Annotated in this window: 10 protein-coding genes; 5 read left to right on the top strand and 5 right to left on the bottom strand. The window is 53.2% G+C overall.

Features of this window, described 5'->3' with window-relative positions:
* Positions 1-45 precede the first annotated feature (45 nt).
* A complete protein-coding gene (locus tag ACM615_RS02100; protein ID WP_431011353.1) occupies positions 46-1149 on the bottom strand; it encodes an ABC transporter ATP-binding protein in 1104 nt (367 codons plus the stop codon).
* Positions 1150-1385: 236 nt separating this feature from the next.
* Between ACM615_RS02100 and hslJ the strand changes: the two genes are divergently transcribed.
* Entirely contained in the window at positions 1386-1808 is a 423-nt protein-coding gene (gene hslJ, locus ACM615_RS02095) for a heat shock protein HslJ (RefSeq protein ID WP_120163981.1), read from the top strand.
* A 56-nt stretch (positions 1809-1864) separates the two neighbouring features.
* On the opposite strand, the gene ACM615_RS02090 is transcribed toward hslJ, so the two are convergent.
* A complete protein-coding gene (locus ACM615_RS02090) occupies positions 1865-2146 on the bottom strand; it encodes a putative hemolysin (RefSeq protein WP_112287263.1) in 282 nt (93 codons plus the stop codon).
* Between the two features lie 584 nt (positions 2147-2730).
* Here ACM615_RS02090 and nifJ point away from each other — a divergent pair.
* The gene (gene nifJ / locus ACM615_RS02085) at positions 2731-6261 is read left to right on the top strand and encodes a pyruvate:ferredoxin (flavodoxin) oxidoreductase (protein ID WP_431011367.1); all 3531 of its coding nucleotides are present in this window, start codon (positions 2731-2733) and stop codon (positions 6259-6261) included.
* A gap of 318 nt (positions 6262-6579) precedes the next feature.
* Here nifJ and ACM615_RS02080 read toward each other — a convergent pair whose 3' ends face one another.
* From ACM615_RS02080 to ascF, 3 genes are all read right to left on the bottom strand, one after another.
* Positions 6580-7659, bottom strand: a complete 1080-nt coding sequence (locus ACM615_RS02080) for a cellulase family glycosylhydrolase (RefSeq protein ID WP_314723373.1) — start codon at positions 7657-7659, stop codon at positions 6580-6582.
* 364 nt (positions 7660-8023) lie between these two features.
* The gene (locus ACM615_RS02075; RefSeq protein WP_431011352.1) at positions 8024-9454 is read right to left on the bottom strand and encodes a 6-phospho-beta-glucosidase; all 1431 of its coding nucleotides are present in this window, start codon (positions 9452-9454) and stop codon (positions 8024-8026) included.
* Positions 9455-9474: 20 nt separating this feature from the next.
* Positions 9475-10944 carry a PTS cellobiose/arbutin/salicin transporter subunit IIBC gene (gene ascF / locus ACM615_RS02070; protein ID WP_431011351.1) on the bottom strand — a complete coding sequence of 490 codons (1470 nt, stop codon included), beginning with the start codon at positions 10942-10944 and terminating at the stop codon, positions 9475-9477.
* 291 nt (positions 10945-11235) lie between these two features.
* Between ascF and ACM615_RS02065 the strand changes: the two genes are divergently transcribed.
* The 3 genes from ACM615_RS02065 to ACM615_RS02055 all read left to right on the top strand — a co-directional run bounded on the left by ACM615_RS02065 (position 11236) and on the right by ACM615_RS02055 (position 15047).
* Positions 11236-12252, top strand: coding sequence for a LacI family DNA-binding transcriptional regulator (locus ACM615_RS02065; RefSeq protein ID WP_431011350.1), 1017 nt, complete (start codon positions 11236-11238; stop codon positions 12250-12252).
* Between the two features lie 135 nt (positions 12253-12387).
* Positions 12388-12615, top strand: a complete 228-nt coding sequence (locus tag ACM615_RS02060; RefSeq protein ID WP_112288513.1) for a hypothetical protein — start codon at positions 12388-12390, stop codon at positions 12613-12615.
* Between the two features lie 347 nt (positions 12616-12962).
* On the top strand, positions 12963-15047 hold the full coding sequence (locus ACM615_RS02055; protein ID WP_129639931.1) for a putative bifunctional diguanylate cyclase/phosphodiesterase: 2085 nt from the start codon (positions 12963-12965) through the stop codon (positions 15045-15047).
* The last annotated feature ends 520 nt before the right edge of the window (positions 15048-15567 follow it).

Here is a 15567-nt window from a genome sequence, read left to right as displayed (position 1 = left end):
TCGGTAATAGTCGTTGTAAGAATAAAAGTGACTCAAAAAAACCTGCTACACGGCGACGCGGTTATCTGAAGGCTGGCAGGCTTGTTCCGCCTGATAACAGCGCTTTCCGTCCGCTGTGAAGAAAAAATATTGTGCGCCCGTCGCCCACTGCAACCCGACGGACTGGCCTTCGGCGTAGCGTTTCATCCCGGCGACTTTGACCGTCAGCGGTTGCGCATATCCGGCTAAGGCGCAGGCGATGAGAGTATCCGCACCCATGTATTCGTGGCTTATCACCTGCGCGGTCAGGCTGGCGTTTTCGGCGGCAATCAGCTGAATATCTTCTGCACGCAGCCCCAGACTGATCGCGTCCTGATGAAAATTTTCCACCACCGGCAAGGACATGGTGGCCAGATAATGGTGATGACCCCGGCGTTCGAGCGGCAGAATGTTCATCGGCGGCGCACCGATGAATTGCGCGGTAAAAATGCTGGTCGGGTTGCTATAGAGATTGTCCGGCGTGTCGTGCTGTTCGATACACCCGTCGTTGAGCAGAATGATTTTGTCCGCCATGCTCATCGCTTCGGTCTGATCGTGGGTGACGTACACCATCGTCAGACCGAGCTTTTTCTGAATCGCACGGATCTCACGACGCATACTCTGACGCAGCTTGGCGTCCAGATTGGAAAGCGGTTCATCCATCAGACACAGCTTGTTATTGGCAATCACCGCCCGGCCCAGCGCCACACGCTGCTGCTGTCCGCCGGAAAGCTGCGCCGGAAGCCGGTCGAGCAAGGGTTCCAGCTCCATCAGTTTGCTGACTTCCTGTAACCGCGAAGCGAAATGACGTTTATCCTCGCCGCGCGCCCGCAATCCGAATAACAGGTTTTCGCGAACGTTCATGTGCGGAAACAGTGCGTAGGACTGGAACACCATAGAAAGCTTGCGCTGTGACGGTGTTAGCGCTGTCACGTCTGTGTGCTGGAAATAAATCGCGCCGCTGTCCGCGGATTCCAGGCCGGCAATCGTGCGCAGCATGGTGGATTTCCCGCAGCCGGACGGCCCCAGCAACGCAATGAAATCGCCCTCTTCCACATCAAAGCTGATGTCGTTGAGTGCCACTTTATTGCCCCAGGATTTTCGGATGTGGTGAAGTGATAAATAGCTCATGCCGCCGGTGTCTCTCTGACTCGTGATGGGCATAACCTATCGGGCTAAAATGACGCTTTTATGATGGGGAGATGACGGGATAAAGACGGACAAGGTTTTAAGCTACATCGCAGTGGAGGGAGTTAAGGGCTTAAAATCCCCATCCATTCACGCTATAATACTCCAACAAATATTGCATAAGTCAGTTGAATGTATCGACATGGCGAGTGCTAAAGGAATATTTCTCAGGAGAGAAGATGAAGAAGTCACTGTTTATTCTGGCCGCCGCGATGACTCTGGGTGCCTGCAGCATGAATCAAGACACTACTGTGAAACAAAACGACCTGCAGCACCACCGCTTTGAACTGCTGAGTGTCGATGGTCAGACGGTTCCTGCAGCGCAGGGACGTATTCCGGAAATTGAATTCGGCTCAAACATGCATGTTTCCGGCAAAATGTGTAACAACTTCATGGGTCAGGGCAAGCTGCAAAACAACGTGCTGACCGTGAAAGGCCTGGCGTCCACCATGATGCTGTGCCCGGATGAAAATCTGAATAAATGGGATCACGTGATCAGCGACGTTCTGAATAATGGCGCGGCAGTGACCCTGCAGGATCACAAACTGACCCTGACGCAGGGCAAACACCAGCTGGTATATCGTCTGAAAGACCGTATGTAACAGCAGGTATGTCGTAGCACGAATGCAAAAACGCCAAACATCAGTTTGGCGTTTTATCAGGCTTTACAGAGTCCCTGCATCAGCGCGCCTTCAGAGCACTGACGGCCATTCGCCATCGAACACATGCCGACACGACTGCCATCAAGCTGCGGCGCCATTCGTAACTGGCCTCCCGCCATGGAACAGGCTGCATAAGCCGGGCTGTCTATATTAACGGTGCGCTGTCCGATATTAACGCTGTTGCCTTTTTGCACAACATCAGCCGAATCGTCGTGGCTGCTGCATGCGGCTAACACCAGCACACCCGCGGCCAGTAACACGCGAAACGCAGTGATCATCTGTCCTGCTCCTGAATATGACGGGGGAATTTTTTTCGAATCGCCATCATATCCGACGTTTTTCATCGCCGTCGAGCCCTCCGGAGAAATAACATCAACTTTTTCCTAAAAAAAGGGCGTATTTAAACACTCAGACACATTTTATTTCGCCTGGTTATTTCTTCTGCTAATAAAATTAACGGTTATTAACCTCTTTTCCGTCTACATACACTGGAAAATATAATCAACAAGGAGCCTTTTTATGCTGACAGATTTTCTCCTGCGTATTGCCCTCGCCGGAGCCCTGGGTGGCTTAATCGGTATTGAGCGTCAGAAAGGAATAAAACGCATCGATATTAATTAATCGCCGTTTGATTTCCTCACTCCCCTATTTAGCCGCTGCTGAGTGTTTGTTTTCTCGCAGCGGCTAATAAAAATCCTTACACCGCGGGTCATTGCGTAACCGGTTCAAAAATAGAGCGAAATAGCCCTGCACACAATCAGGATAAATCGATTAATCCGCCCTCTGCTAAGCTTTTATCATTCTTGCCAGCAAACCGAATTTCCTGCTGGCCGCAATTGTGAGCAACGCAAAAGGGTATTCCATGATCACCACTGACGGTAATAACGCAGTCGCTTCCGTGGCTTATCGCACTAACGAAGTGATTGCCATCTACCCGATCACACCAAGTTCCACCATGGCCGAAATTGCCGGTGCGTGGTCTGGCGAAGGAAAGCAAAATCTGTGGGGCGATGTCCCGACAGTAATGGAAATGCAGTCCGAAGCTGGGGCAATTTCTACCGTTCACGGCGCATTGCAGACCGGTGCGCTGTCGACCTCCTTCACCTCGTCGCAGGGTCTGTTACTGATGATCCCGACGCTCTACAAACTGGCCGGTGAGCTGACGCCGTTTGTGCTGCACGTTGCGGCGCGCACCGTCGCCACCCACGCGCTGTCGATTTTTGGCGATCATTCCGATGTGATGGCCGTGCGCCAGACCGGTTGCGCCCTGCTCTCTGCCGCCAGCGTGCAGGAAGCACAAGACTTCGCGCTGATTTCTCAGGTCGCCAGTCTCAACAGCCGCGTGCCGTTTATTCATTTTTTTGATGGCTTTCGTACCTCGCATGAAATCAACAAAATTGCCCCGCTGAGCGATGACACGCTCCAGCAAATGTTGCCGCAGGCGCAGATTGACGCGCACCGCGCACGCGCCCTTTCGCCGGATCATCCGGTGATCCGCGGGACGTCTGCTAACCCGGACACCTATTTCCAGTCACGCGAAGCCACCAATCCGTATTACGACGCGACCTGTCAGCACGTTATCGACGCCATGAATGCGTTTGCCGCCCTGACCGGCCGCGAATATAAGCCGTTCGAATATGTCGGCGATCCGCAGGCAGAACGGATGATCGTGCTGATGGGTTCCGGCATCGGCACCGCAGAAGAAGTGATTGAAACCCTGAATGCGCGCGGCGAGAAAGTCGGCGTGCTGAAAGTGCGTCTGTACCGTCCTTTCAGCGCCGAACATATGTTATCCGTGCTGCCGCAGACGGTGAAAAGCATTGCAGTGCTCGATCGCACCAAAGAGCCGGGCGCGCTGGCTGAGCCGTTATACCTCGACGTGATGACCGCACTGGCAGAAGCGTATAGCCGTGGCGAACGGGATTCGCTGCCAAAAGTGACCGGCGGACGTTACGGGCTGTCCTCGAAAGAGTTCGGCCCCGACTGCGTGATGTCGATATTCCGCGAGCTGTCACTCAGTCAGCCACGTCCGCGCTTTACCGTCGGCATTTATGACGACGTGACAGGCCTTTCCCTGCCGGTGGTGGAAGAAGATTTACCGCAGCACGCTTCGCTCGAAGCCCTGTTCTACGGGCTGGGCAGCGACGGTTCGGTATCAGCCACCAAGAACAACATCAAGATTATCGGCAACAGCACACCGATGTACGCGCAGGGGTATTTCGTTTACGACTCCAAAAAGGCCGGTGGTCTGACGGTGTCGCATCTGCGCGTCAGCGAGAAGCCGATCAAATCCGCGTATCTGGTCAGCCAGGCGCATTTTGTCGCCTGTCATCAGTGGCAGTTTATCGATCTGTATCAGATGGCAGAACGCCTGCGTCCGGGCGGTATTTTCCTGCTCAATACGCCGTTCAGCGCCGATGAAGTCTGGGCACGTTTACCGCTGGAAGTTCAGGCGACGCTTATCCAGCGCGAAGCCCGTTTCTATGTGATCAACGCCGCCAAAATTGCCCGCGAGTGCAAACTCGGCGCGCGCATTAACACCGTCATGCAGATGGCGTTCTTCCACCTGACGCAGATCTTGCCGGGCGAACAGGCGCTGGCCGAATTGCAGGGCGCGATTGCCCGCAGCTACAGCAGCAAAGGCGAGGAAATCGTCACCCGCAACTGGATGGCGCTGGCGGCCACGCTGGAAGAACTGGTATCAGTGCCGTTACAGGCGATTCCGGAAAACCCGCGCAAACGCCCGCCGATTGTGTCCGACGCTGCGCCGGATTTCGTCAAAACCGTCACTGCCACCATGCTGGCCGGTCTTGGCGATGCCCTGCCGGTTTCGGCTTTCCCGCCGGACGGCACCTGGCCGACAGGCACCACGCAATGGGAAAAACGCAACATTGCCGAAGAAGTGCCGATCTGGAAGCCGGATTTGTGTACTCAGTGCAACCATTGTGTCGCGGCCTGTCCGCATTCCGCCATCCGCGCCAAAGTGGTTCAGCCGGAGTTTATGGAAGACGCGCCGTCTGCACTGCAATCTCTGGATGTGAAATCCCGCGACATGCGCGGCCAGAAATACGTGTTGCAGGTTGCGCCTGAAGACTGCACCGGCTGTAATCTGTGCGTGGAAGTGTGCCCTGCAAAAGACCGGCAGGATCCGTCCATCAAAGCCATAAATATGGCCGACCGCATTGAGCATCTGGAAGAAGAACGCGCCAACTATGACTTCTTCCTCAAACTGCCGGAAATTGATAAAACCACGCTGGAACGCATCGATATCCGCACGTCGCAGCTGATCACACCGCTGTTCGAATATTCCGGTGCCTGCTCCGGTTGTGGCGAAACGCCTTACATCAAACTGCTGACCCAGCTGTACGGCGATCGTTTGCTGATCGCCAACGCCACCGGCTGTTCGTCAATTTATGGCGGCAACCTGCCTTCAACGCCGTACACCACCAACGCCGATGGCCGCGGTCCGGCCTGGGCAAACTCGCTGTTTGAAGATAACGCCGAATTCGGGCTGGGCTTCCGTCTGACTGTCGATCAGCATCGCCGTCGCGTGCTGCGTTTAGTCGCCTCGCTGGAAGAACATATTCCCGCAGAGCTTTTAGGCGGCCTGCGCGATGAGACGTCCACGCCGGAAGTGAAACGCGAACATGTCACGGCGCTGCGCAAAATTCTGGCAGACATTGATACGCCGGATGCGCGTCAGCTGGCGACCGACGCCGATTATCTGGTGGATAAATCCATCTGGCTGATTGGCGGCGACGGCTGGGCGTATGACATCGGTTTCGGCGGGCTGGATCACGTGCTGAGCCTGACGGAAAACGTCAACGTGCTGGTGCTCGATACCCAGTGTTATTCCAACACCGGCGGCCAGCAGTCGAAGGCCACGCCGCTTGGCGCGGTGACGAAATTTGCCGAACAGGGTAAACGGAAATCGCGTAAGGATCTGGGCGTCAGCATGATGATGTACGGTCATGTGTATGTGGCGCAAATTTCGCTCGGTGCGCAGCTGAACCAGACGGTGAAAGCCATTCAGGAAGCCGAAGCGTATCCGGGGCCGTCGCTGATTATCGCGTACAGTCCGTGCGAAGAGCACGGTTACGATCTGGCGCTCAGCCATGACCAGATGAAACAGCTGACCACCACCGGTTTCTGGCCGTTGTACCGCTTCGACCCACGTCGCGTGGAAGAAGGTAAACCGGCACTGGCACTGGATTCAAGGCCACCTTCCAGTGGTCTGACGGATACGCTCAACAACGAGCAACGCTTCCGTCGCCTGAATTCCCAGCAGCCGGAAGTGGCAGAAATGTTGTATGCGGCGGCAGAGAAAGAGTTGCAGCAGAAATATGACTTCTTAGCCATGCTGGCCGGGAAAAAGGCGGAACCGGAGTCTTAAAACTGAAGCGCTGCCGCCCTTCCCGGGCGGCTTTTTTCATCGTAAATCACCCTGCTCGAATTCTGCTGAAATCACAGGTGAAGTTTCTTTAATTACTTAACGCGATTTCTCAGGCCAAATTTCTAAAGGGTACTAACATCGTTCCGGGAGCACGTCTCTCGTTCCAAAACTAAATTTTAGTGATCATTCACTGGCCTTCGCTCGCGAAGGCTTTTTTTTATAATTTCTGTATTAAACGATATCTGTGATCAGGACAGTTATCAGACGAATATTGCCTGCCGAAAAACTTAACACACTAAATAAATCACTCCCTGAGCGTTATTTCATTCGTGTTAAACGGCGAACCAGGTCCATTTCTGCACGACGGAACGGAATGCCGTATTCATCCAGCACATCGTGAAACCACAAATGCGCATAATCGTGATTGCCCTTACGCACCGAGGGCCACGGCAGCGTGGTCTGCGTTTTACCGCGCACTAATCCCCACTGATAACAGCCCGCATTGAATGCGCTGAACAGCGGCAGTTGCTCCTCGAACACGCTGCCGACGTGGCGAGCCAGCCATTCGGTACATAACACCGGACGGTCAAATTTCTGCCAGAAACGCAACGCCTGCAAAAGTTTCGGCGTGGCGACGTAGGCGTGGAAACTGATGATATCGGAAAGTTTTGCCGCTTCGACATCAATGGGATGAGTGAAAAACTCGTTTTCCGGCTCATCCGGATCCTGCGAGAAATGCCATGCGCAGACAGTCAGCGGCTGAAGCGGATCTTCATCCCGCGCCCAGACAAACGCTTTTTGCATCAGTTCCAGCGCAAAGACTTCGAGTTTTTCATCGTATGACACTTCCTCAAGCCCGCTGGCAAAGGTGCCACGGTTGCCCGGCTCGTTATACAAATCCCAGATGGCGATACGTTCATCGGTGCGGAAATAACGGACAATATCGCGCACATAACGCTCCACTTCCGGCCACATATCGCGGTTACACACCACATCGCGCCCCGGACTGGCTGCCGCCTGGCTGTTATGTTTACCCGGTTCCGGCGCTTTTTGCGGCCCGAGGAACGGTTCGTCACCCGAGAACCCGCAGTCATCCATCAGCGTCAGCATCACTTTAATCTGATGACGGGCGGCAATCGCCAGAAACGCGTCAATGCGCGCCAGCAAACCGTCGCGATCATCCTGCCAGACAATAAACGGCAGATTGATGCGCAGCTGGTTGTAACCCGCCTCATGCGCCCAGCCGAGTTCCTGATCGATAGTTGGCGCATCAAAAGTCTCGCGCTGCCAGAGTTCCGTCCAGTTCACTGCCGTGCGTGGCAGATAGTTAAATCCACAAATCCAGCCTTGTTGCCGGCTCCACACGGATGCCTGCTCCCTGCTCCACTGCTGTTTCATTCATCGCTCCTGAAGTTAAATGCATTAACTGACATTATTAGCTGTCTTTTATTCTCTGCAGAGAATGGCTGCAAATTAATTGCTCAGGTTATGGAGTTGAGATCACACTCTTTTTACCTGATTTGCGCAGCTATCAGGGGATTTTAATGCGGTGACAAAGTGTGAAATTAAAATAGAGCGAAGGGATAAGCCGGAGTGAAAAATTCTATTGCATACAATGAGATAATTATATTGCACGTTTGTTACGGATAATAATATTAATCACCATAAATAATGGCGGAAATAACGGCAGTAAATAAGATGAATGATTAATGCTTTCAGGTTAAGGGGAATATCGGAGATGCAGATATTCCCCTTTGCAGAATCAGTCCAGATCCACGCCGTTGCTGGCGATCACTTTCTTGTACCAGTAAAACGATTTTTTTCTCTTTCTTTCCAGCGTGCCATTTCCGGCATCATCACGGTCGACGTAAACAAAGCCGTAGCGTTTACTCATTTCGCCGGTCGAAGCGGAAACCAGATCGATACAACCCCACGAGGTGTAGCCGATCAGCGGCACGCCGTCGCTGATCGCCTCGCCCATCGCGTGAATATGCTCGCGCAGATAGCTGATGCGGTAGTCGTCGTTGATTTCGCCCTGCGCGTTGATTTCATCTTTCGCACCGAGGCCGTTTTCCACCAGGAATAGTGGTTTCTGATAGCGGTCGTACATCATGTTCATGGTGATACGCAGGCCGAGCGGATCGATTCCCCAGCCCCATTCGCTGGCGTCGATATAGGGGTTTTTCAGCGATTTGACGATGTTGGCCGCGCTGCTGTTGTTGTCGTTCATGTCTGCCGATGCGCAGCGTGACGCGTAGTAACTGAACGAGACGAAATCGACGGTGTTTTTCAGGATCTCTGCGTCGCCCGGTTCCGTCACCACGTTCACGCCCTTCTCTGCAAAGACCCGCCGGGTGTACGTCGGATATTCGCCGCGCGCCTGCACGTCGATGAAGAACAGGTTTTCGCGATCTTTCTGCAACGCTGCCCAGACATCCGCAGGCTTGCAGGTTTGCGGATAAAAATTCCCGCCCGCCAGCATACAACCGACCTGATTTTGCGGATTCACTTCATGGGCGATTTTGGTCGCTAAAGCACTGGCAACCAGCTCATGATGCGCGGCCTGATACTTCACCTGCTCCTGATTTTCACCTTCTTCGAAGACCAGACCCGCCCCGGAGAACGGGCTGTGCAGCAGAATATTAATCTCGTTAAACGTCAGCCAGTATTTCACCAGTCCGTCGAACGCCTCAAAGCAGGTACGCGCATAACGTGCAAAAAACTCGACCATTTTACGGTTACGCCACGACCCGTATTCGATCACCAGATGCATCGGCACATCGAAATGACACAGCGTGACCAGCGGTTCGATGCCGTACTTTTTGCATTCGGCAAACACGTCGCGATAAAACGCGATCCCTTCCGCGTTCGGTGTCAGTTCATCGCCGTTGGGATAAAGCCGGCTCCAGGCAATCGACGTGCGGAACACCGTAAAGCCCATTTCGGCCATCAGCGCGATGTCTTCTTTATAACGGTGATAGAAATCAATCGCCTGATGCGCCGGATAAAACTCGTCTTCTTTCAGTGAGAAACGTTTTTCCTGACCCGTTTTAACCGCCAGACGGTGCGCGCCGTGCGGGATCATATCGACCGTGGTCAGGCCTTTTCCTCCTTCAAAACTGCCGCCCTCAGCCTGATTTGCGGCAATCGCGCCGCCCCATAAAAAACCTTCAGGAAATGCTGATGCTGCCATGAGAAATCCTCTCCTTTAATTTATTTAACTGCGCTCTGCGAAACCGCAAAGACGGCAGGAACCGTTGATTCCGGCGCTGTATTTTTTGGCGCCACGGTTTCCACCGGAATATCTTCAAATCCGAGTAACAGCGTGGTGAAGAAGGAAATCACCACCGCGAGGATCATTACGCCCGCGACCCAGACAATGCTCATCGGGTTTGACGGGTCAAAGAACTGCACGCTGGTAAACAGCCCCGGCGACGCCATCGAATGGCTGGCAAGTCCGCCTAATCCGGCCACACCACCGCAGATGAAACCACTGATTAAACAGGCGATCAGCGGACGTTTCAGGCGCAGCGCCACGCCGTACAGCGCGGGTTCGGAAATCCCGGCGACAATCGCCGATGCCGCCGCCGCCAGCGCCGTCTGACGCAGCTCCGGGTTTTTGGTACGCCATGCCACCGCCAGCGAAGAACCGCCCAGCGACAGGTTCGCGCCAATTTCCGACGGCATGACCATGCCCTCTTTGCCGGTTTCGGCGATGGTCTGAATAATGGTTGGCGTGAACACGCGGTGCATGCCGGTCATCACCAGCAACGGCCAGGCCGCCCCCATAATGGCGACCGAAAGCCAGCCGAGATAACTGTGAACGGTGTACACCACCGCCGAAATCCCGGTACCGATCCAGATACCCAGCGGGCCAATCAGCATGATGGCGATTGGTGCCGCAATCAGCATGATCAGCATCGGTTTGAGGAAGTTTTTGGTCACTACCGGTGTAATACGATCGACCCATTTTTCGATGTAAGACAGCAACCAGGTCATGCACAACGCGGGAATAACCGTGTAAGTGTATTTCACCGCCGTCACCGAAATACCGATAAATTCGACTTTCTGTCCCTGCGCCGCTTTCGCCATTAAATCGATAAATGCCGGATGCACCAAAATCCCGGCAATGGCAATCGCCAGCGACATATTGGTTTTGAATTTCACTGCCGCCGACGCCGCCACCATCACCGGCAGGAAGAAGAACGCGCCGTCGCCGATGGTATTGAGGATAATCAGCGTCGACGCCCCCTTGTCGAAGACGCCGGTCATATCCAGGATCATCGCCAGCAGTTTCACCATCGACCCGCCGATAATCGCCGGGATCAGCGGTGACATGGTGCCGATCAGCGCATCGAGAATGCCGGATCCAATGCGTTTGAGCGTGATTTTGCTTTTGTCCGGCGCGTCATCGCTGGCCGCAGCAAAGCCTTCCGGCAGCAGTTTCAGCACTTCAGCGTAGGCCTGAGAAACATTGTTACCGATGATCACCTGACACTGTTTTTCATTGCGCACCACACCCATCACGCCGGTAATGGCTTTCAGCATGGCGGTATCGACGACAGATTCGTCATTCAGCACGAAGCGCAGGCGTGTCATGCAGTGCGTCACTGCTGCCACATTCTCTGCACCACCGATTGCCGCGACAACCGACTGTGATATTGCTGCAAAATTTTTAGACATGAGAACAACTCTCTCGGATTCATAGGGTTATGAATGTTTTTCAGAAGCCCTGGCTTCTGTGAAACCGCTTTTTATGCAACGTACTGGTTATTTTGTGAAAGGCTGTGAAACGATAGGTAACCGGTTTCATACGAGAATGTGCAGTTCTATTCCTGACATCAATAAAAATCTGCAACGCTGTTTTATTTTTGTGATGGCGATCTCCCGCTGGCGTTGAGCCGGGCTCAATTCATCGCAAAACGCGCGGAATGTGTAGAATGACGGATAATTTTTCTTTTTGGGGTGCGGCTGATGTCAACAATGCAGGAAGTGGCTAATAAAGCAGGAGTTTCCAAAGCCACCGTTTCCCGAGTGCTTTCCGGTAAGGGATATGTGAGCCAGGAAACCAAAGATCAGGTGTTTAAAGCGATTGAGGAAGCGGGCTACCGGCCAAATCTGCTGGCACGGAATCTGGCGACCAGCAAATCCATGTGCATCGGACTGGTGGTGACCAACACCCTGTATAACGGCAATTATTTCAGCGAGTTAATCTCACAGGCGGCAAAAAAACTCGATGCCAACGGACGTCAGCTGATCCTGGTCGATGGCAAACACAGCGCCGAAGAGGAACGCGAAGCCATTCAGTTTCTGCATGATTTGCGCTGCGACGGCATTATTATTTATCCGCGCTTTTTATCCGTCGATGAAATGGATGACATCATCGATAAATATAATAAGCCGGTGATGGTAGTGAACCGTAAATTACGAAAACATCAGAGCCACTGTATTTATTGCGATCACAAAGGTTCAGGTCTCCAGGCCACCAATGCGCTGATTGAGCGCGGCCATCGCAATATTGCTTTTATTACCGGCTCGATGGATTCCCCGACCGCGATTGAGCGCCTGTCAGGTTATAAAGAGGCGCTGATGGCAGCCGGTTTACCGGTAAATGATGCACTGATTATCCCCGGTAAATGGTCAGCAGCCAGCGGTGCCGCCGCCGTAGAAGCCCTGCTCGCCGCCGGTCAGACGTTCAGCGCCATTCTTGCCAGTAACGATGAAATGGCGATCGGCGCGATGAAGAAACTGAATGATGCCGGAATTGCCGTCCCCGCCGATGTTTCGGTGATCGGGTTTGATAATATCCCGACTGCGCCGTTTCTTATTCCGGCGCTGTCGAGCGTGAAAGATCCGGTCAGCGATATGGTCAGCGAAGTCATCAGCCAGATTATTTCCATGCTCGATGGCGGTTATTTGTCCGAACAGAATAAGTTTGTATCAGAGCTTATTTTGCGGGAATCGGTGACGAGCGGACCGGCTCTTCCTTAAGCTTTCCGTAAACGCGGTTTAAATTATCCGTTAAACACCACCGATTAAGCCTTTTCCGAATTGTCGTTTATCCCTTTGCCCTGCATTGTGCGCGTGAACATGATCCACCGTCATGACGGGACACAGGAAACAAAAATGAAAAAATCTGGAATGGTTGTTCTTTGCGCAGCGCTGCTGGTTGCGAGTGTCAGCGTCTTTGCTGAAGGCCCGCGTCAGCCGCCGGTTAAAGAGCCGCAGCCGGTACATAAAACGCACAAGCCGGTTGTTCATCATCAGCCTGCGCATCACAAAGCTAAACCGGTGCCGGTTCATCACAAGGTGAAACCAAAGCCGGAGATGAATAAGCCCGAACATCGCGGCTAAACAATTTCATGACAAGCCGCACACTGTTGCGGCTTTTTTGCATGCTGATTAAACACGTGTAACGCCTGAACGTTGTGTGCCTTTTTATTAAAGTTACTTCCCCGTCTGCCGATAACTTCCGTGCTATTTAAAACCCAAAGAGTGAATTTCACTTAAGGCCGATCTTTTTGCTAAATACGCTTAAATTTAAGCACGTTAGAAGCAAAATTTGGCGAAGTAAGAATTATCTTATGCTAACGTTTCATCCGCACATCACAGCAAAAATGCGTCGGGACAGGCGCACTATTTAGCCGGACTTTAGTACGGAAGGATCCCCGTAAAGGCGGCAGGCTAGCAGGCAAAATAAAATGAGCGAAGATTCTGATGTATTGTATCGGTTGCTGGTTCAGCGCGTAGAAGACTACGCGATTTACATGCTTAAACCCGATGGCATTATTGCGAACTGGAATGCCGGTGCGCAGAGGGCAAAGGGTTATACGCCCGAGGAAATAGTCGGAAAGCATTTTTCGTGTTTTTACACCGAAGAAGACCGCAAAAGCGGCTGGCCGCAGCACGGCCTGGAAACGGCGCGCGAAACCGGGCGCTATGAATCCGAAGGGTGGCGACAGCGCAAAGATGGCACTCTCTTCTGGGCGCACATCATTATTGAAGCATTGCGTGAAGCCGGTGAAATCATAGGTTTTGCCAAAATCACCCGCGATGTGACAGAACGTCGTGAAGCCGAACAGGCATTGTTACAGGCCAAAGAACTGGCTGAATCTAACAGTGAGCAACTTGCTTCCCTTTCGCAGTTTCTGAATACGGTCATCGCCAATATCCCGTCATCCGTGATTGTTGAGAATGCGGTTTCCCGCGAGATCTTACTGGTTAACCGTCAGGCAGAACGTTTACTGGGCATTTCACGTAAAAAAATGCTCGGTAAACGTCCGCAGGATTGCATGGGTTCAGGGCTGAGCACCTTTATCAATAAGCAGTCGGACGAGTGTCTGCGCGCAGAAGGTGTTCACCGCAGCGAACAGCAATTGCTGACCGCCATCGGCGACCGCACGTTACAAACCACCAGTTCGGTGATCCGCGGCAACGATCCGCAGACCAGCTACGTGATGATGATCGCCGACGACGTGACGGATCAACAGGCTGCACATGCCCGGATTCATCATATGGCGCATCACGATAATCTGACCAGCCTGCCGAACCGCATTCTGTTCAGCCAGCGTCTGAGCGAAGCCCTGCAACGTGACAGTTATAGCCACAGCCACACCGCCACGCTGTGTCTGGATCTCGATAACTTCAAAAACGTCAACGACGCACTGGGCCATCAGATTGGTGATGAACTGCTGCGTGCGATTTCCAAACGTCTGCGCATGACGCTGCGTGATGACGATACGCTGGCGCGCATTGGCGGCGATGAATTTGCCGTGGTGCTGCCGGGACTGAAAGACATTTCAGCTGCACATCAGATTTCTAAACGACTGATTGAATCAGTGCGCCCGCCAGTGATCATCGACGGCCATTCGCTGTCTGTCGGTCTGAGCATTGGTATTGCGCTGGCAGATTCGGCAGAAAACACCCCGGATCAGTTACTGCGTTGCGCAGATATGGCGCTGTACGAAGCCAAACGTAATGGCCGTAACCGCTACGAAGATTTCCGAATCGAAATGGATGCCGCCGCCCGCAAACGCCGCGTGGTAGAAATGGATTTACGCGATGCGATTACCTGTAATCAGCTGCGTCTTTATTATCAGCCGATCACCGATGCACGTCATGATGCCGTCATCGGATATGAAGCGCTGATGCGCTGGCAGCATCCGGAAAACGGGCTGATTATGCCGGTCGATTTCATTCCGATTGCCGAAGAAACAGGACTGATCCACAGTCTTGGCTCATTTGCCTTGCACGAGGCCTGCCGCGAAGCCACCACATGGAAAGGCAATCAGACGGTTGCGGTAAACCTTTCGCCGATCCAGTTTAAAAACAGCGGGCTGGTGTCTGTGGTGGAATCTGCGCTGGAAGCCTCGGGGCTGGATCCGTCGCGTCTGGAAGTCGAAATCACCGAATCGGTGTTGCTCGATAACACACTGGGAAACATCAGCATCCTGCGCAAACTGAAGGCGCTCGGCGTGCGTATTGCACTTGACGATTTCGGCACCGGCTATTCATCGCTGAGTTATCTGCGCTCCTTCCCGTTCGACAAAATCAAAATCGACCGCTCGTTCATCAATGACATGCAGGACAGTCGCGAAGCACTGGCGATCATCCGCGCCATCACTGGCATGAGCCGCAGTCTGGACATTCAGACCACAGCAGAAGGCGTGGAAACCGACGAGCAGTTCCGGCGTCTGAAAGAAGAAGGTTGTACGTTGTTCCAGGGATATTTCTTCGGACGGCCTCAGCCCTCAGAGTCAAGACTGGTTGGGTTTGCACCCCTCTGATGATAGCTATTAGACACGGGTTTTGTCGGGAGTGATCGGGGGAACAGCGGTATATATGGCTGTTATTTCTGACGATAACCCCAAACAAAGACCGTGGGTTGCCACCCACACTGGCCCTAAGAGGCGCCTGTCGCCGCGCCTCTTAGGAATCTCCGGCTCTTTTACTGCGCGCTCCGCTCGCTGGCTATGTTTCAGGTATCGCAGCGACAGGCTGGAAATCTTGCCGCTTCGCGATACCCTCTCTCGGTCCCGGAGCCTTGGGTCTCCGGGCCGCTCCGTTCGGCAAGATTTCTGAATCGCCCGCACGATCTTAAATTCAAAGGCAGATTATTTTGGGTTTTGCCCTGGCTACTCTGCGAAAACCTGACCAGTACTCACAAACTTGCAGACGAAACCACTGCCCGTGTCCGCTACGACTTGCGAATTATTCCTTAATACCCCGCCCGACCCTTTCCTTCTTTGGTGAAGCAACCATATAGCGAACCATTAGCCAACTTATTACGCTTATTTGATCTACTTC

This window comes from Rahnella sp. PAMC25617 (assembly GCF_050606005.1).
Classification (GTDB): domain Bacteria; phylum Pseudomonadota; class Gammaproteobacteria; order Enterobacterales; family Enterobacteriaceae; genus Rahnella; species Rahnella variigena.
The sequence above is the reverse complement of the archived record's forward strand: the minus strand, read 5'-3'. Positions and strand labels throughout refer to the sequence as shown.

Bases quoted from the DNA above. Each gene is read 5' to 3' on its own strand.
- ACM615_RS02100 (WP_431011353.1), bottom strand. From the start codon at position 1,149: ATGAGCTATTTATCACTTCACCACATCCGAAAATCCTGGGGCAATAAA.
- hslJ (WP_120163981.1), top strand. From the start codon at position 1,386: ATGAAGAAGTCACTGTTTATTCTGGCCGCCGCGATGACTCTGGGTGCC.
- ACM615_RS02090 (WP_112287263.1), bottom strand. From the start codon at position 2,146: ATGATCACTGCGTTTCGCGTGTTACTGGCCGCGGGTGTGCTGGTGTTA.
- nifJ (WP_431011367.1), top strand. From the start codon at position 2,731: ATGATCACCACTGACGGTAATAACGCAGTCGCTTCCGTGGCTTATCGC.
- ACM615_RS02080 (WP_314723373.1), bottom strand. From the start codon at position 7,659: ATGAAACAGCAGTGGAGCAGGGAGCAGGCATCCGTGTGGAGCCGGCAA.
- ACM615_RS02075 (WP_431011352.1), bottom strand. From the start codon at position 9,454: ATGGCAGCATCAGCATTTCCTGAAGGTTTTTTATGGGGCGGCGCGATT.
- ascF (WP_431011351.1), bottom strand. From the start codon at position 10,944: ATGTCTAAAAATTTTGCAGCAATATCACAGTCGGTTGTCGCGGCAATC.
- ACM615_RS02065 (WP_431011350.1), top strand. From the start codon at position 11,236: ATGTCAACAATGCAGGAAGTGGCTAATAAAGCAGGAGTTTCCAAAGCC.
- ACM615_RS02060 (WP_112288513.1), top strand. From the start codon at position 12,388: ATGAAAAAATCTGGAATGGTTGTTCTTTGCGCAGCGCTGCTGGTTGCG.
- ACM615_RS02055 (WP_129639931.1), top strand. From the start codon at position 12,963: ATGAGCGAAGATTCTGATGTATTGTATCGGTTGCTGGTTCAGCGCGTA.